Below are 24,093 nucleotides of genomic sequence, written 5' to 3' on the forward strand. Positions count from 1 at the left end.
GACACGTCTTGTAGGACAAAACCTGCAAGATCAGCGGGGCGTGCAGTATAAAAAGCTAACAGCAGGTATTTTCACTATATAAAACACAATATTCAGCGATAAATAACGGGTAATTCGCGCTATACGGAGGGGCATTACCTGGCTTACGCAGGAACATTCGCCACCGAAACGGCGCCGAGTATTGCACAGCAATGGTGCATCGTCATGCCCCTACCTAGGCAGCATTTACCTCTTCGATGCGTCTGGCTCAACCCTTTCAGACGATACCCCCTGTGGCGAGGGGGCTTGCCCCCGTTGGACTGCGCAGCGGTCCCAAAAACCAGTAACACTGGATTTTTTCAGACACACCGCATGTACAGGATTCACGACTGCTGCGCAGCCGAACGGGGGCAAGCCCCCTCGCCACAACAGCCCTCTCCCCGCAGTTAATCCTTCGCAAGAATCAGAATATTCACTCAATTATTACAGCCCCGATCCAGGAAGTCGGGTACTAGCCTGAGAAGCGTCGTCTACTTACGCAAGGAAGCAATGGATTGCCTACTCAACCAAATTCTCATTGTCTGCGCTTTGGCAGAGCCTCCGAAAACGGCCGCGCTTACCTCATCACCGCTGTTATTCACGAACGCCAACCCATATTTTCTGACTGGCAATTAGGACGTCTGGTGGTCGCAGAACTGCGCCGAATTCACGACGCTGGTTTAGCGGATTCAATCGCCTGGGTTGTGATGCCTGATCATTTCCATTGGCTAATGCAGCTGCGGGACAGCAATCTGGGCAGTGTTGTCAGCTCTACCAAGTCACGCTGCACCCTGGCAGTGAACAAAATGACCGGTCGGTGTGGTCCGCTATGGCAAAGCGGCTACCACGACCGGGCAATCCGCGATGGCGAAGAGCTTCTGCCGTTTGCTCGTTACATTGTTGCCAATCCCTTGCGCGCAGGGTTGGTCAATAAAATTGGCGATTACCCACTATGGGATGCCTGCTGGCTATAACGCGGGACTCCGTGGCGAGGGAGCTTACTGTGGTGGGGGGGGGGGTTACTGTGGCGAGGGGGCTTGCCCCCGTTCGGCTGCGCAGCAGTCGTGAGCCCTTTAAATGTGGCGTGTCTGAAAAATCCAGTGTTGCTGTTTTTTGGGGACTGCTGCGCAGTCCAACGGGGGCAAGCCCCCTCGCCACAACAGCCCTTTTCCATAGGTAATCGTGCGTATCTGATATTTGGTTGTTCACAATTTTTTCACCAACGCCAACCACCGTCTAAGCTTCAAACAAGTCCGATCAATCTGCGTGAATGGATCAGTCGACTATGGGCGCTTTGTGGCAATCCGATTCGAGTGACACTGTGGTTCCGACTGAACGTGTGGATGAAGCGCCATTACCTGAAAAACCCCGTCGCTCACGGCACGGCTGGGGGGCGTTCTGGTTGCTGCTGCTGATTATCCTGATTGTCCTGGGCCTGGCCGCAGCCAAGGAAATGCGCACCTCCAAGTTTCAAGCCCGGGAAATCAGCAAATATGCCGACTCGCTGAAATATGAACTGCAACCCGGCCCCAGCGATGCGATTCGCTACCCTGGCGAAGGCCCGTTCGATCAGCGTCTGGGTTACAGCGCCCTGAATGAATTTCTTCCGCGGCTGCTCAAACGCGATTACGTGATAGCGGCGCAAACCCGCTTTTCACCTGCCCTGATGAAGTACAGCGACAAGGGCTTTTTCATACCCTATACCGAGAAAATCCAGGCCGGGCTGTCGATCACCGATTGCCGCGTGGCCCCGCTGTACCAGTTCAAGTACCCCCAGCAACTTTATTCAAGCTTTGCCGCGATCCCTCCGGTGGTGGTCAACAGTTTGCTGTTCGTCGAAAACCGCTTCTTGCTCGACCCCCATCAGCCCCTGGCCAACCCCGCCGTGGACTGGCCGCGGTTCGGCATGGCGGCGTGGTCCCAGGTGGCCAAACTATTGCGCCTGCCCGGCCAGTCGGCGGGCGGCAGTACGTTGGCGACACAGCTTGAGAAATATCGACACTCACCCGAGGGCTTGACGGTGTCGGGCGCGGAAAAAATCCGCCAAATGATTTCCGCCAGCGTGCGGGCCTATCAGCCGGGGCCGGATACCCTCCAGGTGCGACAAAATGTAATTCGCGATTACCTCAACAGTGTTCCGCTGTCCGCGGTGCCGGGCCACGGTGAAGTGCACGGCATGGCCGAAGGTTTGCGTGTGTGGTACGGCGCCGACTTCAACAAAGCCAACGAACGGCTGGCCAGCACCGACACCGATCAGAAAAGCCTGGCGGAAAAAGGCCTGGCCCTGCGTGAAGTATTGTCACTGATGATTGCCCAGCGCCGCCCTTCCCATTACCTGACCAAGGGCCGTGATGAATTGGCCAGTCTGACCGACAGCCATATTCGCCTGCTGTCACAAAATGGCGTGATCGATGCGCCGCTCGCGGCAGCGGCACTGGCCAGCAAGGTGACCTATCGCGACTGGCAGATGCAGCCCACCATTCAACCGATCGAAACCAACAAAGGCATCAGTGTCGCGCGCAGTCGTCTGGGCAGTTTGCTCAATCGTCCGCTGTATGACCTCGACCGCCTCGACCTTTCCGCCACCAGCACCCTGCAAGGCGAGCTGCAAACCCAGGCCACCGCCTACCTCAAGCATCTGGCCGACCCGGCTTATGCGGCGGAAATCGGCCTGATCGGCGAACGCCTGCTCACCCCCACCAGCACCGCCCAGGTACGCTACAGCTTCACGCTGTTCGAACTGACCCCCGACGGCTCGCGGGTACGGGTGCAAACCGACAGCACTGACCAGCCGTTCGACATCAATGAAGGCAGCAAGCTGGAACTGGGCTCCACCGCCAAAATGCGCGTGCTCACCACCTACCTGCAGATCATCTCCGAATTGCACGATCGCTACGCAGCCATGAGCGTTGCCGAACTGAAGAAAACCGAAGTCGCCGAACAGGATCGCCTGAGCAGCTGGGCCGTCGATTACATGATTCAGAACACCGACCGCAGCCTGCCAAAAATGCTCGGCGCCGCGCTGGATCGCAAATATTCCGCCAGCCCCGGCGAAGCCTTTTTCACCGGTGGCGGGCTGCACACGTTCGTTAACTTCCGCAAGGAAGACAACGGCCGCATGCCGACCCTGCGCGATGCCATTCGTGAGTCGATCAACCTGCCGTTCATCCGGCTGATGCGCGACTTGGTGCGCTACAGCACCTACGCCGGCCCCAACAGCAGCGCCGAATTGCTCAAGGACGACCGCGACCCGCGGCGTCAGGAATACCTGGCCCAGTTCGCCGACCGCGAAGGCACCGCATTCCTGTTGCGGTTCTGGAAGAAGTACCAGAACAAAGACACCCAGACGCGCCTCGAAACCTTCCTCGACAGCATGCACCCGACACCGATCCGCATGGCGGCCGTGCATCGTTACCTGTTCCCGCAGGCCGACCAGGAGAGCTTCAACACCTTCGTGCGCTCACACCTCAAGGGCGCCAAGCTCACGGAAAAGCTCACCGACGAACGCCTCGAACGCCTGTACCTGAGTTACGGCCCGGGCAGCTACGACCTGCCGGATCAGGGCTTCATCGCCAAGGTCCACCCGCTGGATCTGTGGCTGATGGGCTACTTGCTGAACAACCCCGACGCCAAGTTCAGCCAGATCGTCAAAGCCAGCGAATTCGAACGCCAGGAGGTTTACAGCTGGCTGTTCAAAAGCAAACACAAGGGCGCCCGTGACAGCCGCATCCGCACGATGCTGGAGATCGAGGCGTTCCTCGACATTCATCAACGCTGGCAGAAAGTCGGCTATCCGTTCGACCACCTGGTGCCCTCGCTGGCCACCGCCATTGGCAGCTCCGGTGACCGCCCCGCCGCGCTGGCGGAGCTGATCGGCACCATCCTCAACGACGGCGTACGCCTGCCGACGCTGCGTATCGACAGCCTGCACTTCGCGGCCGGTACGCCCTATGAAACCCAACTGATCAACAATCCGGTCGTCGGCAAACGCGTGATGCCTTCCGAGGTGGCAACCGCCATGCGCGAGGCCTTGTCGCAAGTGGTGGATGCCGGCACGGCCAAACGCGTGGCAGGCAGTTTCAAACTGGCCAACGGCACCCCGTTGGCCATGGGCGGTAAAACCGGGACCGGCGACAACCGCATCGAAGCCATTGGGCCAGGTGGCCGGATTCTGAGCTCGAAATCGATCAACCGCACCGCAACGTTCGTGTTCTACATCGGCGATAACCATTTCGGCACCTTGACCGCCTACGTGCCGGGGCGCACGGCCGAAGCCTTCAAATTTACCTCGGCGTTGCCGGTGCAAGTGCTCAAGGGCATGGCACCGATTCTGATGCCTTACCTGCAACCGGGGAACCATACGGGATGCCTGCCTGTTGAAGTCACCCGACGCTGATCGCGGGTGGTAATTAATTATTTTCGGCATTGATAATTCCAATGTTTCATGAGTGCAAACACTTGGTAAGCAGCAGTAATTCAGACTTTTACTTTGTGCTTTGGGAGTTAGGCTGGTAACTCCAATAAATGCTCAAGGTTTATTAAAAGCATGTCTTATTTACAAGGAAGTATCTCTGTTCCCCATGCACCGCCAGCAGGCGACAATAAAGGTCGCCACTACGATTTCATCAAGAGTCGAATCCCTCCTGTTTTCAAGGGGGCTTCACTGCAAAGGGTTCGGGAGCTGAGCCTTACAAAAACAGCTTCTGCGCAATGGATAAAGACCGCCACAGACTTCGATCACACGCTGTTACAAGAGGCCAACCTTAAACTCTGGTCCACTCAAAACAAGGTTGACCGGCTTATTGATAAGTTACAAAACATTTATGAATTCGCCGCTCCCTTACTCACCAATGCCCTGATAAAGAAATTCGGTGTCGATGTCGATGTAAGAACAACTTACTTACATCTTTATTTACCCAAGGAACGCCCCTGGTATGCCATCGACATTTCCGGCGGCGTTGTCACCCGAACAGTCTCGCTGCTGGACGCCGCCTTACATAACTTCGCACGAAACGAAACCTGCGAATCAGGCTCGGACCTCATCAGTCAGCCCGATGCGCGCGGGCACTACGATATCCAGCCAATCAAACACAAAATGTCCATCGCCCAGTTCCAGACGCTGTGTCGCGAGCTGGACATTGGCGCCCGCTATACGCGATACCTTGAAGAACAGTTACTGCCCAGCGATGCCGTCGCGAAGCGTTTTCTGCAACTCAACATCGCTGAGAGCGAGCGAATCGCCTTCAAAGCGGCCGCTCAACAAGCGGTGATGACCGGCGACATCGACGCCGACGCCCGCGATCTGATCCTGAAGATGCTCGATGGCCAGCGCAGCCTTACCCGTCAGGGCCGAGTGATGGACTTCGCTGAATTGTCCATCATGGACAGCCAGTTGACCGGGATCGTGCTGATTACACCGGACCTGGAGCGAACCCGCGATGTCGTACCGATATTTGCTTACGTCCCGCAAGACCCAGAGCATCCACTGAAAGAGTACCCGTCGACCATCGCGTTCATGAATGAACTGACTCGCCAGCTGCGTGATGACGCTGTCATATCGTCTACTGGAATGACTTATCGCCAGTACTTCAGCCGGTTCGTAAACCACGCCGAGCGCGGGCATTTTTTCGGCGGGTTGGCGCAACGCCTGTTCGAGGTTAAATGGCATCAAAAAGAGCCACTGGACCAACGCCCGAGCTGGCGGGAAGAGCCGGTCAACACCCCCAATCTGCACTTCAGCGCCGCACCTATCCGCGGTGAGTTGTGGGAGCACCTCTATCAGCAGAAGCTGAACAAGATCCTCAATGATGCGCGGCATATCGCGGTGTCCACCGCCGATACCGATCGCAATGCCCGATGGGCCTGGTGGGAGAACTTCAAGAAAATCGTCTCGGACATCTTCAATGTCGCGCTGATGGTCGTCACGCCTTTCGTGCCGGGGTTGGGGGAATTGATGATGGCCTACACCGCCTATCAGATGGTCAGCGATGTCATCGAAGGCATCGTCGACATGACGTTGGGGCTATGGACCGAATTCGCCGAGCATATCGTCGGCGTGGTGACGGATGTCATTCAATTGGCGGCGTTTGCGGCCGGCGTGAAGATTGGCGAGGTCGCACGCCTCAAACTTTCACCGCTGATCGAAGGCATGAAACCGGTGGAACTGCCCAATGGCCAACAACGCCTGTGGCATCCCGACCTCAAGCCCTATGAGCAGCCAAACGTCAAGTTGCCAGCCAACTCCACGCCTGACGCATTGGGTCTGCATACCCACCAAGGTCAAAAGATTCTGCCGCTGGAGAAAAAACATTACGCCGTGCAAAAAGACCCGAAGACGGGCAGCTATCGTGTCAAACACCCCCATCGCGGCGAGGCTTATTTACCCGAGCTGAAACACAACGGCTTCGGCGCCTGGACACATGAAGCGGAAAACCCGCGAGGCTGGGACCACCCGACGCTGATGCGGCGTCTCGGTCACCGCGTCGACGGTTTCAACGATGCGCAACTGGAGCAAATTCGCATTGCCAGTGGCACCGAAGCGGCTGCATTACGCCAAATGTACGTTGAAAACACCGCACCACCCCCGTTGCTCACCGACGGCCTTGATCGCGCAGACATTCAGCAGCAAACCGAGCAGGCTATTCATAATATTCGCTCCGGATTGCCCATCGATACCGCTGCTTACTGGTTCGAGCCGCTGGCGACTTACCTTGAAGGCTGGCCCTCGGACAAGGCCCTGAGCGTTTACGCAAACGCCGACCTGACAGGCCGGTTCCGCACCTACGGTAATACTCTGGCGAGCGACGAACAGACGCTCGCCACCAGTCTGTCCCGTCTCATGCAGGGTGACCTGCCACAGCAACTCATCGAGTTTCTGAGCGAAGAAGAACTTCAAGCGCTGCTCGGCCCGGGTATCGCCAAGGAAGAACAGCTCCAGGCGCTGCGCAATCAACTGGCTGACGAGGCAGACCGCCTCAGACCCGATATCTTCAATCAGCGCTATCAAGCCGCACAAGCGAGCGCCAACCCGCAGGTCCAACAGCTGCGCGACGTGGCACCAGAGCTACCGACCCGAGCGGCAACGGTACTGCTCAACAGTGCCAACGGTGCTGAACTCGAACGCATGACACAGAACAGACGCCTGCCGCTGAACCTGAAAAACCAGGCGCGTGAAACGGCCTTCGAAACCCGGGCCAACCACGCCTATGAAGGTTTCAACGATGAGGCGCGCTGGGTGCCAGAGACCGAGCGACTGGTGCTGAACGCGCTCAGGATTCACACCGACGCCTTCGGCGATTTGCGTATCGATGTTCGTCAGGGCACCGACATCGGGCCGCTGCGATGCAGCGTGGGTGCAGAAGACGCTTCGGTCATCCGGGTATTGATCAAGGATGACGGCGCACGGTACGAAGTGTGGGACGCCGACAACCACAAATTGCATGAAGCCGACGACTTCTACGAATCGGTACTCAATGCCCTGCCTGCCAGTAAACGCACGCAACTGGGTTATCGGCCAGGCCAGGGAACCTCGTTCAGACAATGGGTGCTGGTCAAAACCGAAGCCCCCGCCGAGCGCCGGATCGCACTGGCAGAGCCACCGATTCGCCCGATCGGCGACCCGGACACCCTGCTGCTGTTACGTGGCCCGGGCTTTTCCATACAAAGGGCCACCCTGGCGGAGCGGGTGCAGGATATTTACCCGCACTTGAACGAGCGCGAGGTCAGCACCTTTGTCCGCTCGCTGGGCGAAGAACCTCAGGCGCGCAAGACCCTCGATCGACTTGACCGCGAACTGGCCGATCTGCAAGTCGCACTCAAAAAATGGCGGTATCGCCAACCTGAAGCCTGGGGCCCGGATCGTAACGGGTTCGTGAATGGTGGCGGGTTGCACATTTGCCAGCGGCTCATCGAGTGTTTTCAAAGAAAGTCGAGGGCCTTTGGCGAGCGCAGTGACACGCTGGAAGGCGGGTATGTGCTGGACCTGTCAACGGAGTTCAACACACTCGATCTTGAGCTGTGGTGGCGTGAACTGCCTGATCTCAAGCATTACCTCGACCAGGTCAGTACGCTCAATCTGGACCGCACCTTCTTTTCCGGCAGCAACACGGGGCTGCTGAAGGATTTCCCTAATCTTCGGCAACTGAGTGCCCGTGACTGCGGATTGGAAAAGCTGCCGGTAACGATTGGCAAAATGCATTTCCTTCGCACGTTGCGCTTGATGAACAACCGGCTTCGCTTGACCCGGTCGGCCGTCGAGCAATTGCGGCATTTGACGCACATGGAAACGCTCAGGCTCGACGACAACCCGCAGTTGGGTCTGCTGCCGAACGTCGAACGCATGCCGAAACTGAAGATTCTGAGTTTGAGCAACACCGGCGCAACCGCCTGGCCTGAAGGCCTGTTCGCAAGGCGCCGCCCGCGCGGGTTTTATCTGGACCTGATGCAAAACCCGTTGCGCGACATCCCCTTGGTCGTTCCCGGTTCGGAGGCCGCGCGCCTCGTGGCACGTACGCGACTGTTTCCGACAGACCTTTCGGACACCAATCTGATTGTTTACAAAGACTACCGAAGATCAGTGGGCATCAGCCCTGATCGCCCTTACTCGGCCATTGCCGAGCATGCGATCGATCAGTGGCCCATGTCCGACGACTCCCATTGGTGGAGCGACAAGGCCGCCGGCGTGGGCATCTTCAGGGTAGAAGCCTGGCACGACCTGATGACCGAGCCACACTCCCAAGGGTTCTTTAGCTTGATCCAGAAGCAGACAGCGTCTGCCGACTACCGCGCCGGTGGTGAACGGCGCAAACAACTGAGTGACCGCGTATGGCGAATGATCGAGGCCATCGACCTGGACACGACATTGCGCAAAGAGTTGTTTGAAATGGCGACCGCACCGACCACGTGCGCTGACGCTGGCGCCCAGGTATTCAACAACATGGGCATCAAAGTCCTCGTCAGCGAGGCCTATGCCCAGTCGACATCGGCCGCGATCCTGGAAAGCAAGCTGGTGGCTTTGGCCAAAGGCGCCACGCGTCTCGAACGGGTGGATGACATCGCCCGGGCGGATTTCGCCAGCAGAGAAGGTAATCCCGATGAAGTCGAAGTGTTCCTCGCTTACGAGACCGGCCTTGCCCAGCGTCTCGGTTTACCCTGGCAATCGGAGACCATGCTCTATCGACCCATTGCCGGTGTGAGTGCCAAAACGCTCGATACGGCCTTCGATACCGTGATGTCGATGGAAGGCGGCGACGGTTTGATCAATCACATGATCGAGCAGTCGTTCTGGGAAAAATACCTGCATGACACGTATCCCGCGGAGTTCAGGCGCAATGCCCGGACGTATGAAATCAGAACCGATCAATTGGATGAATTACGCGAGGCCCAGCGTTCCTGGGCGAATTCCAAAGGACGGGTGATTGCGCAAAGACAGGCACTCAAGAAGCGACTGCTGGAGCTTGCCAATCAACTGAACGTCCAGGAAAACCGTGTGCTCACCGATGAAGAAATGACCGACGAGGTCTACGGCGCATTGCTGAACGACATCGGCTACGAGGAAAAACAACTGAGTAGACGGTTGACTCGACAGGCGCTGCTCAACGCCGGGTAACAGCGCTTGCCCTGGAGGCAGCACGCCTCCAGGGCAGGCTTTGATTACCCGACATCGGAGTCCCAGATCACGGTGATATTTCCAGAGTAGCGAGAGGCCTCACCGGGTTTGATCATGTAGTTCACGTAATAAGGTGCAATCTCGAAATGCAGGATGCCCGGCGCACGGTCCACGTAATAACCGGGTTTGAACTCTTGCGCATTCACCTGCCCGACACGCAACGGACGTCGCGTGACCGGTTGCCCACTGATATCCGTCAAGCCGTTGGGCAAGCTGACGCTCAGTTGCACCACGGCAGCGCGCTGCGAAACGGGGTCGCGAATCATGCAATCGAACAACCCGGGAATTTCACACTCCAGCTGCATCTTGAAACGGCTCGACGAAGAAATATTGAACGTCTGATCACGAAACAGTCGCGTCGGTTTACGCCCTTGGGTCAGCCAGGCTTGCCATCCCCCTGGCGGAACGAGTTCCACTTGATTGCCGCCTGGGGGAATATCCACCTTCAAGGTGTGCTCGACATTCAAAGCGAAGTTGAGCGTGATCAGGTTATCGTCCGGCAACATCACATCACCCATGTCGAAGTCGCCACCGGGCCCGACGCGATAACTCATGGTCCCCGTATAAAGCCCGGATGACATTTCCAACGGGTTCGGTGTACGAAGCTCGTAAGCAAAATCTACATAGTTGTAAGTCATTGCCGGTATTGGATATCGGGTCGATTTGACACAAACGCCTTCAACAGGCGTTTTCCAGAAAAAGGTATAGCTCCAGGGGTCGTAGGAGCCGACACCACTGTATTCGCAGGGGGGCGGTGAGTAGACCCAACTTGAGCCCCATAAGGTCTGATGCCCTTCGAGCCAGTTCGAGGCACCTGTCAGGCTGACGGTCGTCTCACTGAGCTTATATTGAGACCCCATACCCGTAATGCGTATCTCAACCTGCTCCAACTCCCCCGTATTTTCATTCTTCACGGGCAGGGACCGCCACTGAGCCGGGACTCTGAACATTGCATTATTACGTGACTCGGCATCAGGCAGCATGGGCCTGACTGACTCGAATTTCAGTGGTAGCCGAATGCTGAACATGTTCAGGTTCTTGCACTCGGAAGGATACGACGCGCAATAACCACTGCTTGGCGTTTGGTTGATGAATTTGTTGTCTGCAGGCTTCGATGGATCAGGCCGAAATACCGCCTTAATGTCCATTGACGTCGACATCGCCGGCTCAACGCTCCATCCGAACGCCACAATGGCCCAAGCCAACCGACTCGGAATTTTTTCAGTGCTCAGGATGTTCATCGTCTCTCTCAAGCCCCCGGAAGAATCGCATTGAAGATCATGTTGACGCTGCCAAAGTAACTGCCAGGTTTGTAAACCCCATCGGCAGGCGGCATCGGGACGATTTCCAGCAACACGCGTTTTCCGGGTGCTGCCTCGGTCAGCGAAACCACTTCGCTGTTTTCGTGCTCGCTCAACAGCTTGCCGTTGAACAGCACCCGCAAGCCGATGTCATGGGCGTCGGTGCCGTTGGACAAATAAGGCCGCCCCTCTAACCTTGCTTCAATCGAGCCTGCCTCGTTTTTCACATCGAAGTACTTGCGCAGACTGCCCAGGGTCGACGCCGTGAGGTTCCACGGCAGGCGCTGCTCGCGATGAATCCAGCCAGGGTCGGCGGGGATCACGTAGAACGCCAGGGTCGGAATCGTCACGAACACGTCGAACGTGTGCACTTCTCTGGCCGCATAGGCCCACGAGCTTGCCAACAGGGCAGCAGCCAACACGGGCATGACAGTCAGTTTTTTGAACATGGTCACCACCCGGGGTCAGCCCTTCACGTCGATGTTTTTGCTGCTTTCACCTTCGACCAAGGTGAAGCGGTACTCGCGACCGGCCTGCTTCTGGAACTGAAACGTGCGGCCGGCCAGAATGTGATGCTTGGTCGTCGGCTGGCAGTCCTGCTCGTTCTTGACCGCGCAATCCTTGAACTCGTCGATCACCACCACGGTGTTGCCGTTGTTGCGGATCCGGTAGTTGCCCGCCTCGTTCTCGATCGCGCTGTCAAAACGTGTTTCTTTAGGCCGCACGAAAAACACTGCGCCGTAACCTGCCAGCACGGTGACCCCGGCGGACAAGGACTTTTTGTAGTCTTCGCGCTCTTCGCTGGAAACGGCGAATTCGTCTTCCTTCTCCGGTACGACCGGCACGAAACGCACCCGGAAGTAGCGCTCCCGGTCGCGTTCACCCATGTACAGCAACCGTGTGCCCTGCATGCCGTTGGCCGGCACAATCAGCCGTGCCGGACTGGCCATCAAGCCATCCCGGGCATTGCCGTCGGCCTGGGTCTTGAGCGGCACTTCGCGCGAGGTGCCGTCGGCCTCATAGAGGATTTCAAGGATGTTGACCTTGACGAAGGCCGTGCTGTCGCCGCCATTGAACACGCGTTTCAAGTAGGTACTTTTGTCGCCGTCCAGATAGTCGTAAACGGTGCCGATATTGATGCTCGGTGCGGCGTGAGCCAGTTGTGCGAAAAGAGAAAAACCAAACAGTGCCAACAGGTGTTTCATCGTACTGAACCTCGTTGAATTGAATGCTGCATAAGGCGGCCCGCTAAACTTCTGAATCCCAGATCACCGTCACATTCCCGGAGTATTGCCGTAGTCGCTCGGGCCTTATCATTTCCGCGACTTCGTCGGGAGGAATCTCGAAGTGCAGCGTTCCCGGTCTTCGCTCCACATAGAAAGCCGGTTGAAATAATCCGGTACCACTGCCGTCACGCAGCAGGGGGCGCCGTTCGACAGCGAGGCCGTTGGCGTCGCTCAAACCGCGAGGCAGACTGACGCTGACGTTCAGGGGCACGACATGGCCGGACACCGGCTCGCGTAACGAACAGGTCTTGCCGTCCTGGGTGTATTCACACTCCAGATTCATCTTGAAGCGCGAACTGGCCGAGATATTGAAGGTCTGGTCGCGGAACAGGCGCGTGGGTCTGCGCCCCTGCTGCAACCAGGCTTGCCAGCCGCCTTGCGGCAACAGCTCGACCCGATTGCCACCGGGGGGAATCTCGACTTTGAGGGTGTGTTCGACGGTCAGGGTGAAGTCGAGCTGGATGATTGCGTCCGAGGGCACGACGACATCGCCCAGATCGAAGTCGCCGCCAGGACCGATCGAATAGACCTGCGTGCCCTGATAGACGCCCGAGGACATCTTCAGTGGGTCCGGCGTGCGCAGTTCGTAGGTAAAGTCCAGAGCGCCGTAACCGAACCCGGGAATGAGGAATTTGGCCTGCTTGCCACACACCGCTTCTGCAGGGGTCAGCCAGAAAAATTGGAAACCGGTATGACCGTAATAGGTTGTGGTGCCAATGGCCACGCATGGCCCCTGCGCTGTTCGCCAGTCGCTTCCCCACAATGCCGTATGCGCCCTCACATACTCCGTTTCCCCTGTCAGCTCCATCACAGAATCGCTGAGCTTGTAAACACCGCCCATCCCGGCAATGCGCACCTCGACCGTGGCGGGTTCACCGGTCTCGCGATTCAACACTGTCAACGCTCGCCAGGCGGCGGGCGTCTTGATCATCGCGCCTTTTCGTACGTCCTCGTGGTTGGGCTGGATCGCGCCTTGGACTCCAACATCCACGTGAGAGCGCAAACTAAATATGCCGTAACTTTTGCAGATCGCGGGGTAAGACCAACAGAACCCAGCATTGGGCGTGGTGTTCTTGAATTCGTTTTTCTGCGGGTTGCTCGGGTCAGGGTTGAAAGTGGCGGTGATCTGCTTGACCACCGCTCCCGCCTGCAACGGCGCGACAACCAGGCAGGCAGCGATGAAAATCGTTCTTGTCGTGCGCCATGGCGCAGTCAATAAACTCTTCATTTTGCAGACTCCAGATATTGAGAGGCCTTCATCAACCGGCGCTCTGCACGGCATCGCCAACGTCCGCCAGCGTGTCTGGGCTGCAACGCAAATCCCCAATCATCAACACATTGTTTTCAGTACGCCCCTGGCTCGGGTCCAGGCGGAACTGGCACAGCAACTGGTTGCCGTGGCGCACTTCCAGGGTCGGTGAGCCGGCGTTCATTTCCATGGAGAAGAACCCGTCCACCTCACTCACCCCGCGACTGGCGTGGTTGATGATGTGGTGACCCTTGAGCGGATTGCCCTGGGGGTCGATCAGGCGACCGAGTACGGTGAGGGTTTGCATCACGCGAATCTGCCGATAACCCACGCCGCCCTTGTTCAGGTGATAGCTGGAACGGGCCGGTTGAATGGTCGCGGCGGGGACGTCGGTGCCCTCGAAATCGAAACTGACCGAGCTGCTTTTGTAAGCCGTGATCGGCACAAAATTGCGCCCGGGTTTGAGCAACGCACTGCCACCGCTCAAATCGTCGGCGCGCAAGGCGATACCGTCGATGTCCGATTCGACATCGATGATCATGCCCGCACCGTTGCGGTGGTATTGGCTGGTCATGACCATTTTTTGCCCGCCGACGGCCACCGTACTGTCCAGGTTCAAACCGCCGGTGAGGTCGTTGTTGAACGACGAGCGCTGGATAAAGCCGTCACCGTTGACCAGGTCCGATTGCATCGACCCCATCGCGTTCAAACCGATGCCGTAGGTGTCGCTGATGACCGTGGCCGAGACGTTTTGCAGCAGATGATCCTGCAAGTCTTTGCGGTAGGTGAGCGAGGCATTGTTATCACGGCCACCTTCACGGGCGGTGCGCGTGCCGATGCTGCCGGAGATCTGCTCACCGGGGCCGCCCAACGCAATGTTCACACTCAAGTCGATGCCTCGATTACGGTCGTCTCCCGAGCTCACGCTGCCCGGACGATCAAACAGCGACAGGCGCCAATTGGCATCACTGCCAAACAGCTGAGAACGTTGGGTCCAGCCCAGATCCACGCCCGTCCCATTGGTGTTGCCTTCACTGTGGGACACCCGGGCATTGACCGAACTTTTGCTGGTAAGCCGATGGTTTACCGATAACGACGAGTTACTGGTTTGCCCGATGAATACGTTGCGCTGCCGCACCCGCGTGCCGTCGGGCAAAGTGTCGTAGAGCCGAGTGGTGTCGAGCCAGCTGCGGTTATGGCTGGCGACGAGGCTGCCGCTGCCATAGGAGTACAGTCCCTGCACATCGAGGCCGGTGCCATAGTCTTCGGTTTTGTAGACGTTGGCGAAGAGGCTGGCATTGTTGACGATCGCCCAGTCAACCGAGGTGCCATATTGCAGGGAATCGCGCACCTGCCGCCCCGACAGGCCGAGGATCACACGCGGGTGCAAAAGAAAGTTGAACGCCGCGCCGGCGGTCATATCGCCGTCAGCCTGCTCTTCCCAGTTGCTGAGCAATTTGGATTCGCGGCCGGCGAACAGGTTGTAGCGCCAGCGCTCGTCATGATTGCGCCAATTGTTCGGTTTGTAGACCAGCTCCAGGGTGCTGGAGGTGATCTGGCCGTCTTCGATCAGGCGCACTTCCACTTCGTAAATACCGCCGGGCAGCGGACGCGTATCGAGGGTCTGCAACCCTGCCGGGACTGCCTGAGTGTTAATCAGCAATCCGTCGCGATATATCTCCACAGAACCCTGTCGATTGGCTGTGACGTAGATCGGATAAACCGCCGGTTTCGGATTGTTGATGGCCAGGCTGTCGGAGCTGCCATACATGACGCCCAGCGCGGTATCAGGGCTGGCGCCAAACGTACGCGGCTGACGGGTCAGGCCTTCAGAGTTGGGCGTGAAATAGCCCAGGCGCACAAAGTTGCCCTGCAATTCACGCTGGGTAAAAAGCTCATGCACGGCGTGATAGGTCTGATTGTCCATACCGCCGAGGCGCGACAGTTGCAAATTGACCGCTTGGGTCCAGTTGCCCAGGCTGCTACTGGCTTCCAGACCGTAACGGCCACCGAGGTCCTGATTCTGGCCACCATTGAGGTTCAACTGGTTGCGCACGATCAAGCCAGTGCTGCCGCCTTCGGGCAGGTTGTAATACTGCTGCACCTGATCGTCCCGCTCGGCGTTCTCCGTGAGAATCGACACCAGCGAGTTTTCGAGGCTGTAGTGCACGGCCAACAGTTGTTCGGGGCAGTTGGCCTGGCAGGCGCCCAGCGCCACGCCTTGTTTCAGATGGTTGGCCCAGATGTCGCGTTCGCTGGGCTTGATGGTGCTGTCGCTGACATCATTGAAGTCAACTAAGGTGATTCGATCGTCGCGGGTCAACACGACCATCGCCTCACCGAGAAACTGTTGATCAAGTTCCACGCGCACCGCCAGCGGCACATCAAAGAAGTGCTCTTCGAACTCGCTCGGTAAACCCTTGGCTTGCGCCAGCAAACTTCGAGGTGTGTGGCCGTTGTCCGCTGGCGCGGCCAGGGCGGTTGCACAAAAACATAGGGCAAGCGCCGTCGCGATGGGAGTCATCGGGAACATGAACGGGATACTCTGAAGATAAGTGCGTTGAAACCCGATCGACAGGCAGTGATTACCCATCGACCGGTAAGTGTTAACGAATAAGGCTAAGCCTTAAGTCATGGCTGACTCAGATGCGCGGAACGGCATCGAAGACCACGACTGGATTGGCCGTGTAAAGACCTCTTTGAGCGACAAGCGGCGCGGAAGGGGTAATCACCAGATCAGCCCGCATGCCCGCGTTGGATTCGGTATCGCCGACCACTTCTTTAGGAAGACCGCCCAAGACTACGCCGTTGAAGGTGTAGGTCATCCGGATGTTGTCGGTGCCGTTGAACAGCGGTTGCGGACCACCTTCCACATAAGCATGGACCGAACCGAGAGTGTGGCGGATATCGTAAGCCGCACGCAGCGGGCTCAAGAGCTCGGTTATCACGTTGTAGGACATTTTTTCATCTTTACCGAAGTCAGGATTCACCGGTTGGGCGTGGAATACTTCGGTAGGAATAAAAGCGCTGATGTTGATGGCCGAACGCGCTTGTTCCGAAGCGAACGCCATCGAAGAGCTGAGGGCCAGAAGGGTCATCGGAACGGTGATTGCAAGCTTCTTGAACATTATTAAGTACCTGTCAATTTCAAAGGATTGGGCCGAGAAAAGTCTTGAAATGCGAATACCACTCAACACGAAGATGGCGATTTCGCTTAACTTTCGACGCCAGAGAATGATCGTCAAATCCCTCGAGAAAGTAAGTACGCAACTTCCTAAGAACATGTAGTAACAACGACTTTCGAGCCGCAGGAAAAAAGTTGAAATATCATTGAAATGACTTCTTTACCCTCAGAGAAATACTACACACAGCTCTAACTAAAAAAGCACACAGACAAGAACTAAGCCAACCTCTGTAAGACCGGTACTACTTAACTACCGGCACTCCGTTAATGATCAGCATCTTAACTTTACAATTAGTTCAATTACTCTAAAAAAGCAATCACCCCCTCATTCATTGCGCGTGGTCTTTAAGCGCAGCCCAAGGCCGACAGGAGGGCACCGTTGGTCCAGAACGCTTGCCTAAGCCGCAAGATATATCTTAAGTTGTATCTAAACACGACGAGAGAAGACGCAAAAATGAGAGACCATCATTCCCATCGAGACCACGGCGACAGCCGTGACGGCTTCGAAAAACGTCCTGGCCCCGGCCGCGAACGCGGCGGTCGTGGCCCGCGCGTATTTGCCCCCGGCGACCTGAAACTGCTGCTACTGGCGCTGATTGCCGAGCAGCCCTGCCACGGCTATGACCTGATCCGCCAGATCGAAAGCATGTTCGACGGCGCCTACAGCCCCAGCCCCGGCGTGATCTACCCGACCCTGACCTTTCTTGAAGAAAGCGAAATGATCCTGGGCGATGCCGAGGGCGGCAAAAAACGCTACAGCGTCACCGACGCCGGACGTCTGTCATTAAGCGAGCAGGCGATTGCCCTGGACGGTGTGCGCATGCGCATCGAAGTCAGCAAACGTTCATTACGCGGCCATGATCGTCCCGCCGAGATCCACGAAGCGGTTCACAACCTGCGTCACGCCTTGCAAATGCACCATGGTCGCTGGAGCCCGGAAGAAATCCTGCGGGTGCGCGACCTGCTCAACAACACCGCCAAAGCCATCGTCGACGGCCCTGCCGTTCAACCCGTTCAGGAGAAAGCCGAATGACTGAAGTGATCGTGCAATCCATTCACCGTGTCATGCATGAAATCAAACGCCGTCGCCTGCAAGTGTTGCGGGTGGTTGACCTGACGCCGCGCATGCGCCGGATTACGCTGGGCGGACCGGAGCTGGCCGGCTTCGTCAGCCTCGGCACGGACGACCACGTCAAACTGCTGTTCCCGCAAAACGCGGCGGAACAAGCGGCGCTGGAAACCCCGGTGCTCGGCGCTGGCAAAGACAACGGCCCCCTGCCGGCGATGCGCGATTACACGCCGCGTCGTTACGATCTGGACACGCAGGAACTGGACATCGACTTTGTGTTGCACGGTGACGGCCCGGCCTCGACCTGGGCCGAGCAGGCCAAACCCGGCCAGTTTCTGCACATCGGCGGGCCACGGGGCTCGATGATCGTGCCGGACATGTTCGACAGCTACTTGTTGATCGGCGATGAAACCGCCCTGCCCGCCATCGCCCGCCGCCTCGAAGGCCTGGCCGCCAATCGACGTGCATTGGTGATCGTGGAAGTGGAAAACGGCGCCGAACAACAACGCCTGGTAAGCGCCGCGCAGGTCGACGTGATCTGGGTGCTGCGGGAAGGTGGCAAAAACAACCTGCTGACCACCGTGCAACAGATCAAAGTGCCTGCTGGCAATCTGTATGCGTGGGTGGCGACCGAGTCCAAAGTATCGCGGCAGATCCGCCGGGTGTTGCTCGATGAGCATGGCCTGAACGAGCAGTTTGTGAAGGCTGTCGGCTACTGGCGGCTGGAGGACAGCGACGAGGAATAACCGCTGTGCATGCTTTCTGTGGCGAGGGGGCTTGCCCCCGTTGCGTCGCGCAGCGGCGCTAAAACCTGCAACGGAGTTTTAACCGGCACAGCGTATTTGCTGATTTTGCGACTGCTTCGCAGCCGAACGGGGGCAAGCCCCCTCGCCACAAAAGCTCCCTCGCCACAGTCAGTGTTCACTTGCGATCCGTGCGCCACCGATCCAACCCGATCACCAGCAATGAGATCAGCACAAACCCCGCCAGCAATCCTGCGGCATTCATAAACACCTGTGGATAACCCAACTTGTCCACATCAATGAATGGATAGGGATAGACCGCCAACTCATGTCCACGCAGCAGCGAATAGGCGAAATACACCAGCGGGTAAATCACCCACCGGCCGATATGCCCAACCCGCAACGTGCCCTTGGGCACACAGCACCACCAATACACCAGGAACAGCAGCGGCATGACGTCATGCATCAGCTCATCGGCCAGCCATTGCCAGCCTTCGGGATGCCATAAATGGCGCAACAACAGGCTGTACGCCAAACCGACGACAGCAATGCTCACCGCAATGGCACTGCTCACCCACGGCTGCAAAAACCAGCGTCGCGCCGCTGACTCGCGGGACGTCAGTTCACAGGTCAGCACCACCGCCACCAGCGTATTGGTCAGCACAGTGAAAAAACTGAAAAAGCTCACCAGCCCGCCCAACAGACTGGCCGCGATACTCCAGCGGGCATAGAGAATCAGGTACAGCTGAATGCTTAAACCCACCCAGCCCAGAATCGCCGCCACGGCAACACAACGACGCCTCGCGGTCGAGGGTATGACCATGCTCAGACCGGGCGCTTGGTGCGCATCAGCTTCACGTACAGGCGTTCGACCTTCTCGCGCGCCCATGGGGTTTTGCGCAGGAATGTCAGGCTCGACTTGATGCTCGGGTCGCTCTTGAAGCAGCGGATATCGATACGCTCGGCCAGCCCTGACCATTCGTAGTGCTCAACCAGGGCGTTGAGGATTTGCTCCAGCGTCACGCCGTGCAGGGGGTTGGTGTTCTGTTCGGTCATGCCGGGCCTTTGAGCGATGAAAGGATGAGAAGCCGCGCACCTTAGCGGAGGCTTTCGTCCGGTGGAAGGGCTCCGTACAGCGGCATTCGTCGGATGCTGAATTAACTGTAGGCGAGTTGGCCATCATCTGAGGGACAAACGTCAGAAGATAGCGCCCGACTCAGTAATAACGACGCGGGTCCGAATCGATCAGACTGGCAAGCTTGGTCAGGGCAAACCTCAACTCGTCCTGGCTGGTAGGCGACATCAACACCAATCGCACACAGCGGGTAATGCCGCTACGTTCGGCCTGGAACTGGGTGCCACTGAGCACCAGCACACCGTTGGCACGGGCCAGCATGGTGAATTCGTCGCAGGTCCAGGGCTCGGGCAACGTCAACCAGATGTGGTAGGAATACGGCTGGGTCTTGAGCTCGAAATTGGCGAAGATTTCCTGAGCGATCGCCTGCCGCCCGGCGGCCTCGTTGCGCTGAATGCGGATCAGCTTTCTATCCAACCCCTCCGTGATCACATTGCTCGCCAACTGAGCGGTCAATGGCGACGGCATCCAGACGCTGCTGCGCACCATGGAGGTCAGGCGCGACAGCAGTTTCGGCGGGCTATAGAGATAGCCAATCCGCAAGGCCGGCATAACCGACTTCGACAGACTGGTCAGGTACACCGAACGATCCGGGGCAAACGCCGACAGCGGTTTGATCGACGGGTCGGTGGCCAGAAAACCGTAGATGTCATCGTCCAGAATGATGAAGTCGAACTCCTCGGCCAACGCCGCGATTTGCGCTCGACGTTTTTGCGACATGATCGCGGCCGTCGGGTTCTGACAGGTCGCCACGCAGACCAGCATCGCCGGTTTCTCACGCTGACACAGTTCACGCAGCGCTTCGGGAATGATCCCTTCATCGTCCATGGGTACGCCACGCAGACGTCGTTCCAGTCCATGGGCAAGGGAAATGATGCCGGGGTAGCAAAGCGCCTCGCAGAGCACCAGATCACCGGCGTTGGTCAGCGCACTCATCGCGACCATCAAACCATGCTGGGCGCCGGCGGTGATCACCACTTGCTGCCATTGTGCATCGGGCAACGAATGGCGCAGCCATTGCGCGCCCGCCTCGCGATGAGCCGGATGACCGCCATCGGGTGCGTAATCGAGGGCATCGGCAAAATCCGTACTTTTGGCCATGCCCACCAAGGCTCCGCGCAACCAGTATTCCAGGGTTTCGCTGTAAGGCTTGATGATCGAAAGGTCCAGTAACTCAGACTGCCCAAGATTCAGCGAGGCGGCACTGTTGCTGGCCGGCAATTCCAACTGCTTCTGGTTGAGCACATAAGTACCGCGCCCTACTTCCCCCTGCACCAGACGCCGCCGATGGGCTTCGCTGTAGGCACGGCTGATGGTACCGGGCGTGACATTCAGCGTGGTGGCCAGCTCCCGCAGGGTCGGCAGACGATCACCTTCGTTCAACACGCCGTTGCTGATATCGCGCGCCAACGCGTCGGCAATCGACAAATACATCGGCTGGTTGAATTCGCTTAGCTGAGGGACCCACATGAATGACCGCTACCATCGTAGAAATGATGAATATCCGAGCATATCACAGGGTGGTTAGGCAACTAATAAATGGACTCAATCAATAAATTGAGTCGATTGATTCGGCGAATTAATCGAGAAGCATCTTTCACGAAAAATATTTTCAAACTAATAAAAATATTTATAAATCAATTAGTTATTTAAAAAAACCTGACAAATACACCTTGATAACCAAAAAGCATCTCGTAACAACCCACCCACCTATTGAATCAACTCAATTCATTCAAATACACTCATCTCGAATCGAAGCAATCGACTCAATCTCAATTCTGAATCACCGCGTGCCCGCCACGCCAAGTCGAGACATCATGGACACACTCAGAAAGGATCTATCCCTGTCAGCGGTCATTGCAGGCTTCATCGCCGTGATCATTTCCTATGCCGGCCCGCTGATCATCGTGTTTCAGGCGGCCCGGGAAGCGCACCTGCCCAACGATCAAGTGTCGTCCTGGATCTGGGCCATATCCATCGGCAGCGGCATTACCGGTCTGTTATTGAGCTGGCGCTTGCGGATTCCGGTGATTACGGCATGGTCGACACCCGGTGCGGCGTTGCTGGTGTCGATGCTGCCCACGGTCTCCCTGCCCGAGGCCATCGGCGCCTATGTGGTGGCTTCGGTGATTATCGCGGTGGTCGGCCTGTCCGGTGCGTTCGACAAACTGATGAGTCGCCTGCCAAAAGCCATCGCCGCCGCCATGCTCGCCGGCATCCTGTTTCGTTTCGGCGCCGAACTCTTCACCTCGATCAAGCTGCAGCCGAGCATGGTGCTGTCAATGATCGCGGCGTACCTGATCTTCAAGCGCTTTTCACCGCGCTACGCCATCCTGTCGGTATTGATTGTCGGCTGCGCCGTGGCCGCCTCGTTCGGTGCACTCAACACCGGTTCGATCACCATTGATCTCGCCCACCCGATCTTCATCGCCCCGCAGTGGAGCTGGCACGCGATCATCAATATTGGCCTGCCGCTGGCCCTCGTCACCCTGACCGGGCAGTACGTACCGGGCATGGCAGTGTTGCGCACCTCGGGCTACAACACCCCGGCGCGCTCGATCATTTCGGTCACGGCCATCGGCTCGATTTTGATGGCGCCATTCGGCTCCCACGGCTTAAACCTGGCGGCCATCACCGCCGCTATCTGCACCGGCCGCGAAGCCCATGAAGATCGCGACAAGCGCTACATCGCCGGGATCGCCTGCGGGGTGTTCTACATTCTGATGGGCATCTTCGGCGCGACCCTCGCTTCGGTGTTTTCTGCCTTGCCCAAAGAGCTGATCGCCTCCCTCGCCGGCCTGGCCCTGTTCGGGGCGATCAGCGCCGGGCTGACCGGCGCCATGGCTGACGAGAAACAACGGGAAGCGGCGCTGATCACCTTCCTGGTCACCGCCTCGGGCATGAGCTTCCTGGGGCTGGCCGCTGCATTCTGGGGGCTGATCTTCGGGCTCGTGGCACATTTCGTACTGACCTACACCCGGGAAAGCAAAGCCAGCGCCGTCGTCGAGGGCAGCCGACCATGACCGCTCGTTACGACTTCACGGGCAGCAGCCTTAAAGACACGTCCATTTTTCTTTCCGACACCAGCAAAAGTCAGTCACGGGTGTTGCCGCATCACGCGCCAGCCCCCTTGGCCGAAGCACTTATTTCAAGGAAGACTCCATGAGCCTGCAGAATCTAGACCCCACCCTCGCTCGCCTGATCGGCCGCGAACGCAACCGCCAGGAAACCCACCTGGAGTTGATCGCCTCGGAAAACTACGTCAGCGAAGAAGTGCTGGAAGCCCAAGGTTCGGTGCTGACCAACAAGTACGCCGAAGGCTATCCAGGCAAGCGCTATTACGGTGGCTGTAAAGTGGTCGACGAGATTGAAAACCTCGCCATCGAACGGGCCTGCAAGCTGTTTGGTTGCGAATATGCCAACGTCCAGCCGCACTCCGGCTCCCAGGCCAACCAGGCCGTGTTTCTCGCTGTGCTCAACCCTGGCGACACGATTCTGGGAATGTCCCTGGCCGATGGCGGCCACTTGACCCATGGCGCCTCGGTAAACTTCTCCGGCAAGTTCTACACCGCTTACTCTTACGGTCTGGAAAAACACAGCGAAACCCTCGACTACGCCCAGATGGAAGCCCTGGCCCGGGAACACCGGCCGAAAATGATCATTGCCGGTGCCTCGGCGTATTCCAGGACCATCGACTTCCAGCGCTTTCGCAACATCTGCGATGAAATCGGGGCATACCTGATGGTCGACATGGCGCACTACGCCGGGCTCATCGCAGCCGGCCTGTACCCCTCGCCGGTCGGCATTGCCGACTTCGTCACCTCGACCACGCATAAAACGCTGCGCGGCCCACGGGGCGGTCTGATCCTGGCTAAACGCGAACATGCGGCGTTGCTCGACAAGACGATATTCCCGGTCTATCAAGGTGGACCTCTGATGCACGTCATCGCCGCCAAGGCCGCCGCGTTCAACGAAGCACTCGGTGATGAGTTCAAACACTATCAGCAACGCGTCATCGACAACGCCAGGACCATGGCGAACATCCTTACTCGACGGGGCCTGCGGGTGGTGTCAGGTGGCACCGACTGCCACATGTTCCTGCTCGATCTGCGCGCGAAGAACATCACCGGGAAAGATGCCGAGGCGTTGCTCGAGAGCGCCCACATCACCTTGAACAAGAACGCGATCCCCGACGATCCGCAAAAACCTGCAATCACCAGCGGCATTCGCATTGGCACACCCGCCCTGACCACGCGGGGTTTCGGCGAAGCCGAATGCGCCGAAGTGGCCAACCTGATTGCCGATCTGCTTGAGCAACCGAACAATGCGGCGCTGCTGGACAACGTCCGTCGACGGGTGATGCATTTGTGTGAATGTTTCCCGGTCTATCTGTTGAATTAACGGCCCTGAAACATAGCGAGGCGGACTATCCAGTCCGCCT

The 24,093-nt window shown here is 57.8% G+C and carries 16 protein-coding genes; 7 read left to right on the top strand and 9 right to left on the bottom strand.

Annotation, left to right across the window (positions count from 1 at the left end):
- Nucleotides 1-533: 533 nt before the first annotated feature.
- The 3 genes from J3D54_RS02690 to J3D54_RS02700 all read left to right on the top strand — a co-directional run bounded on the left by J3D54_RS02690 (nt 534) and on the right by J3D54_RS02700 (nt 9,625).
- Entirely contained in the window at nt 534-992 is a 459-nt protein-coding gene (locus J3D54_RS02690; RefSeq protein WP_253416588.1) for a transposase, read from the top strand.
- Nucleotides 993-1,303: 311 nt separating this feature from the next.
- Nucleotides 1,304-4,414 (top strand): transglycosylase domain-containing protein, encoded by a 3,111-nt coding sequence (locus tag J3D54_RS02695; RefSeq protein WP_253416589.1) that lies wholly within the window; start codon nt 1,304-1,306, stop codon nt 4,412-4,414.
- A gap of 150 nt (nt 4,415-4,564) precedes the next feature.
- Nucleotides 4,565-9,625: an NEL-type E3 ubiquitin ligase domain-containing protein gene (locus tag J3D54_RS02700; protein WP_253416590.1), complete on the top strand. Its 5,061-nt coding sequence runs from the start codon at nt 4,565-4,567 to the stop codon at nt 9,623-9,625.
- Between the two features lie 44 nt (nt 9,626-9,669).
- Here J3D54_RS02700 and J3D54_RS02705 read toward each other — a convergent pair whose 3' ends face one another.
- From J3D54_RS02705 to J3D54_RS02730, 6 genes are all read right to left on the bottom strand, one after another.
- Nucleotides 9,670-10,926 carry a hypothetical protein gene (locus J3D54_RS02705; protein ID WP_367399600.1) on the bottom strand — a complete coding sequence of 419 codons (1,257 nt, stop codon included), beginning with the start codon at nt 10,924-10,926 and terminating at the stop codon, nt 9,670-9,672.
- An 8-nt stretch (nt 10,927-10,934) separates the two neighbouring features.
- Nucleotides 10,935-11,435: a CS1 type fimbrial major subunit gene (locus tag J3D54_RS02710; protein WP_253416591.1), complete on the bottom strand. Its 501-nt coding sequence runs from the start codon at nt 11,433-11,435 to the stop codon at nt 10,935-10,937.
- A 15-nt stretch (nt 11,436-11,450) separates the two neighbouring features.
- Nucleotides 11,451-12,191: a molecular chaperone gene (locus J3D54_RS02715; RefSeq protein WP_253416592.1), complete on the bottom strand. Its 741-nt coding sequence runs from the start codon at nt 12,189-12,191 to the stop codon at nt 11,451-11,453.
- Nucleotides 12,192-12,234: 43 nt separating this feature from the next.
- On the bottom strand, nt 12,235-13,500 hold the full coding sequence (locus tag J3D54_RS02720; protein WP_253416593.1) for a hypothetical protein: 1,266 nt from the start codon (nt 13,498-13,500) through the stop codon (nt 12,235-12,237).
- A 31-nt stretch (nt 13,501-13,531) separates the two neighbouring features.
- Nucleotides 13,532-16,054 carry a CS1-pili formation C-terminal domain-containing protein gene (locus J3D54_RS02725; RefSeq protein WP_253416594.1) on the bottom strand — a complete coding sequence of 841 codons (2,523 nt, stop codon included), beginning with the start codon at nt 16,052-16,054 and terminating at the stop codon, nt 13,532-13,534.
- Between the two features lie 109 nt (nt 16,055-16,163).
- Nucleotides 16,164-16,649 carry an adhesin gene (locus J3D54_RS02730; protein ID WP_253416595.1) on the bottom strand — a complete coding sequence of 162 codons (486 nt, stop codon included), beginning with the start codon at nt 16,647-16,649 and terminating at the stop codon, nt 16,164-16,166.
- Between the two features lie 510 nt (nt 16,650-17,159).
- Between J3D54_RS02730 and J3D54_RS02735 the strand changes: the two genes are divergently transcribed.
- Together J3D54_RS02735 and J3D54_RS02740 are read left to right on the top strand one after the other, a co-directional pair.
- Nucleotides 17,160-17,738 (top strand): PadR family transcriptional regulator, encoded by a 579-nt coding sequence (locus tag J3D54_RS02735; RefSeq protein WP_253416596.1) that lies wholly within the window; start codon nt 17,160-17,162, stop codon nt 17,736-17,738.
- Nucleotides 17,735-18,520: a siderophore-interacting protein gene (locus J3D54_RS02740; protein WP_253416597.1), complete on the top strand. Its 786-nt coding sequence runs from the start codon at nt 17,735-17,737 to the stop codon at nt 18,518-18,520. Before J3D54_RS02735 ends, J3D54_RS02740 begins: the two co-directional genes overlap by 4 nt.
- 175 nt (nt 18,521-18,695) lie before the next feature.
- Here J3D54_RS02740 and J3D54_RS02745 read toward each other — a convergent pair whose 3' ends face one another.
- From J3D54_RS02745 to J3D54_RS02755, 3 genes are all read right to left on the bottom strand, one after another.
- Nucleotides 18,696-19,340 (bottom strand): Pr6Pr family membrane protein, encoded by a 645-nt coding sequence (locus tag J3D54_RS02745; RefSeq protein WP_253416598.1) that lies wholly within the window; start codon nt 19,338-19,340, stop codon nt 18,696-18,698.
- Nucleotides 19,341-19,342: 2 nt separating this feature from the next.
- Nucleotides 19,343-19,573, bottom strand: coding sequence for a VF530 family DNA-binding protein (locus J3D54_RS02750; protein ID WP_007941719.1), 231 nt, complete (start codon nt 19,571-19,573; stop codon nt 19,343-19,345).
- Between the two features lie 160 nt (nt 19,574-19,733).
- Nucleotides 19,734-21,122 carry a PLP-dependent aminotransferase family protein gene (locus J3D54_RS02755; protein WP_253416599.1) on the bottom strand — a complete coding sequence of 463 codons (1,389 nt, stop codon included), beginning with the start codon at nt 21,120-21,122 and terminating at the stop codon, nt 19,734-19,736.
- Between the two features lie 347 nt (nt 21,123-21,469).
- On the opposite strand from J3D54_RS02755, the gene J3D54_RS02760 reads away from it, so the two are divergent.
- Together J3D54_RS02760 and glyA are read left to right on the top strand one after the other, a co-directional pair.
- Nucleotides 21,470-22,675, top strand: a complete 1,206-nt coding sequence (locus J3D54_RS02760; protein ID WP_253416600.1) for a benzoate/H(+) symporter BenE family transporter — start codon at nt 21,470-21,472, stop codon at nt 22,673-22,675.
- Between the two features lie 139 nt (nt 22,676-22,814).
- Nucleotides 22,815-24,053: a serine hydroxymethyltransferase gene (gene glyA, locus J3D54_RS02765; protein WP_253416601.1), complete on the top strand. Its 1,239-nt coding sequence runs from the start codon at nt 22,815-22,817 to the stop codon at nt 24,051-24,053.
- Nucleotides 24,054-24,093: the final 40 nt, after the last annotated feature.

The sequence above is a fragment of the Pseudomonas sp. GGS8 genome (assembly GCF_024168645.1).
Classification (GTDB): domain Bacteria; phylum Pseudomonadota; class Gammaproteobacteria; order Pseudomonadales; family Pseudomonadaceae; genus Aquipseudomonas.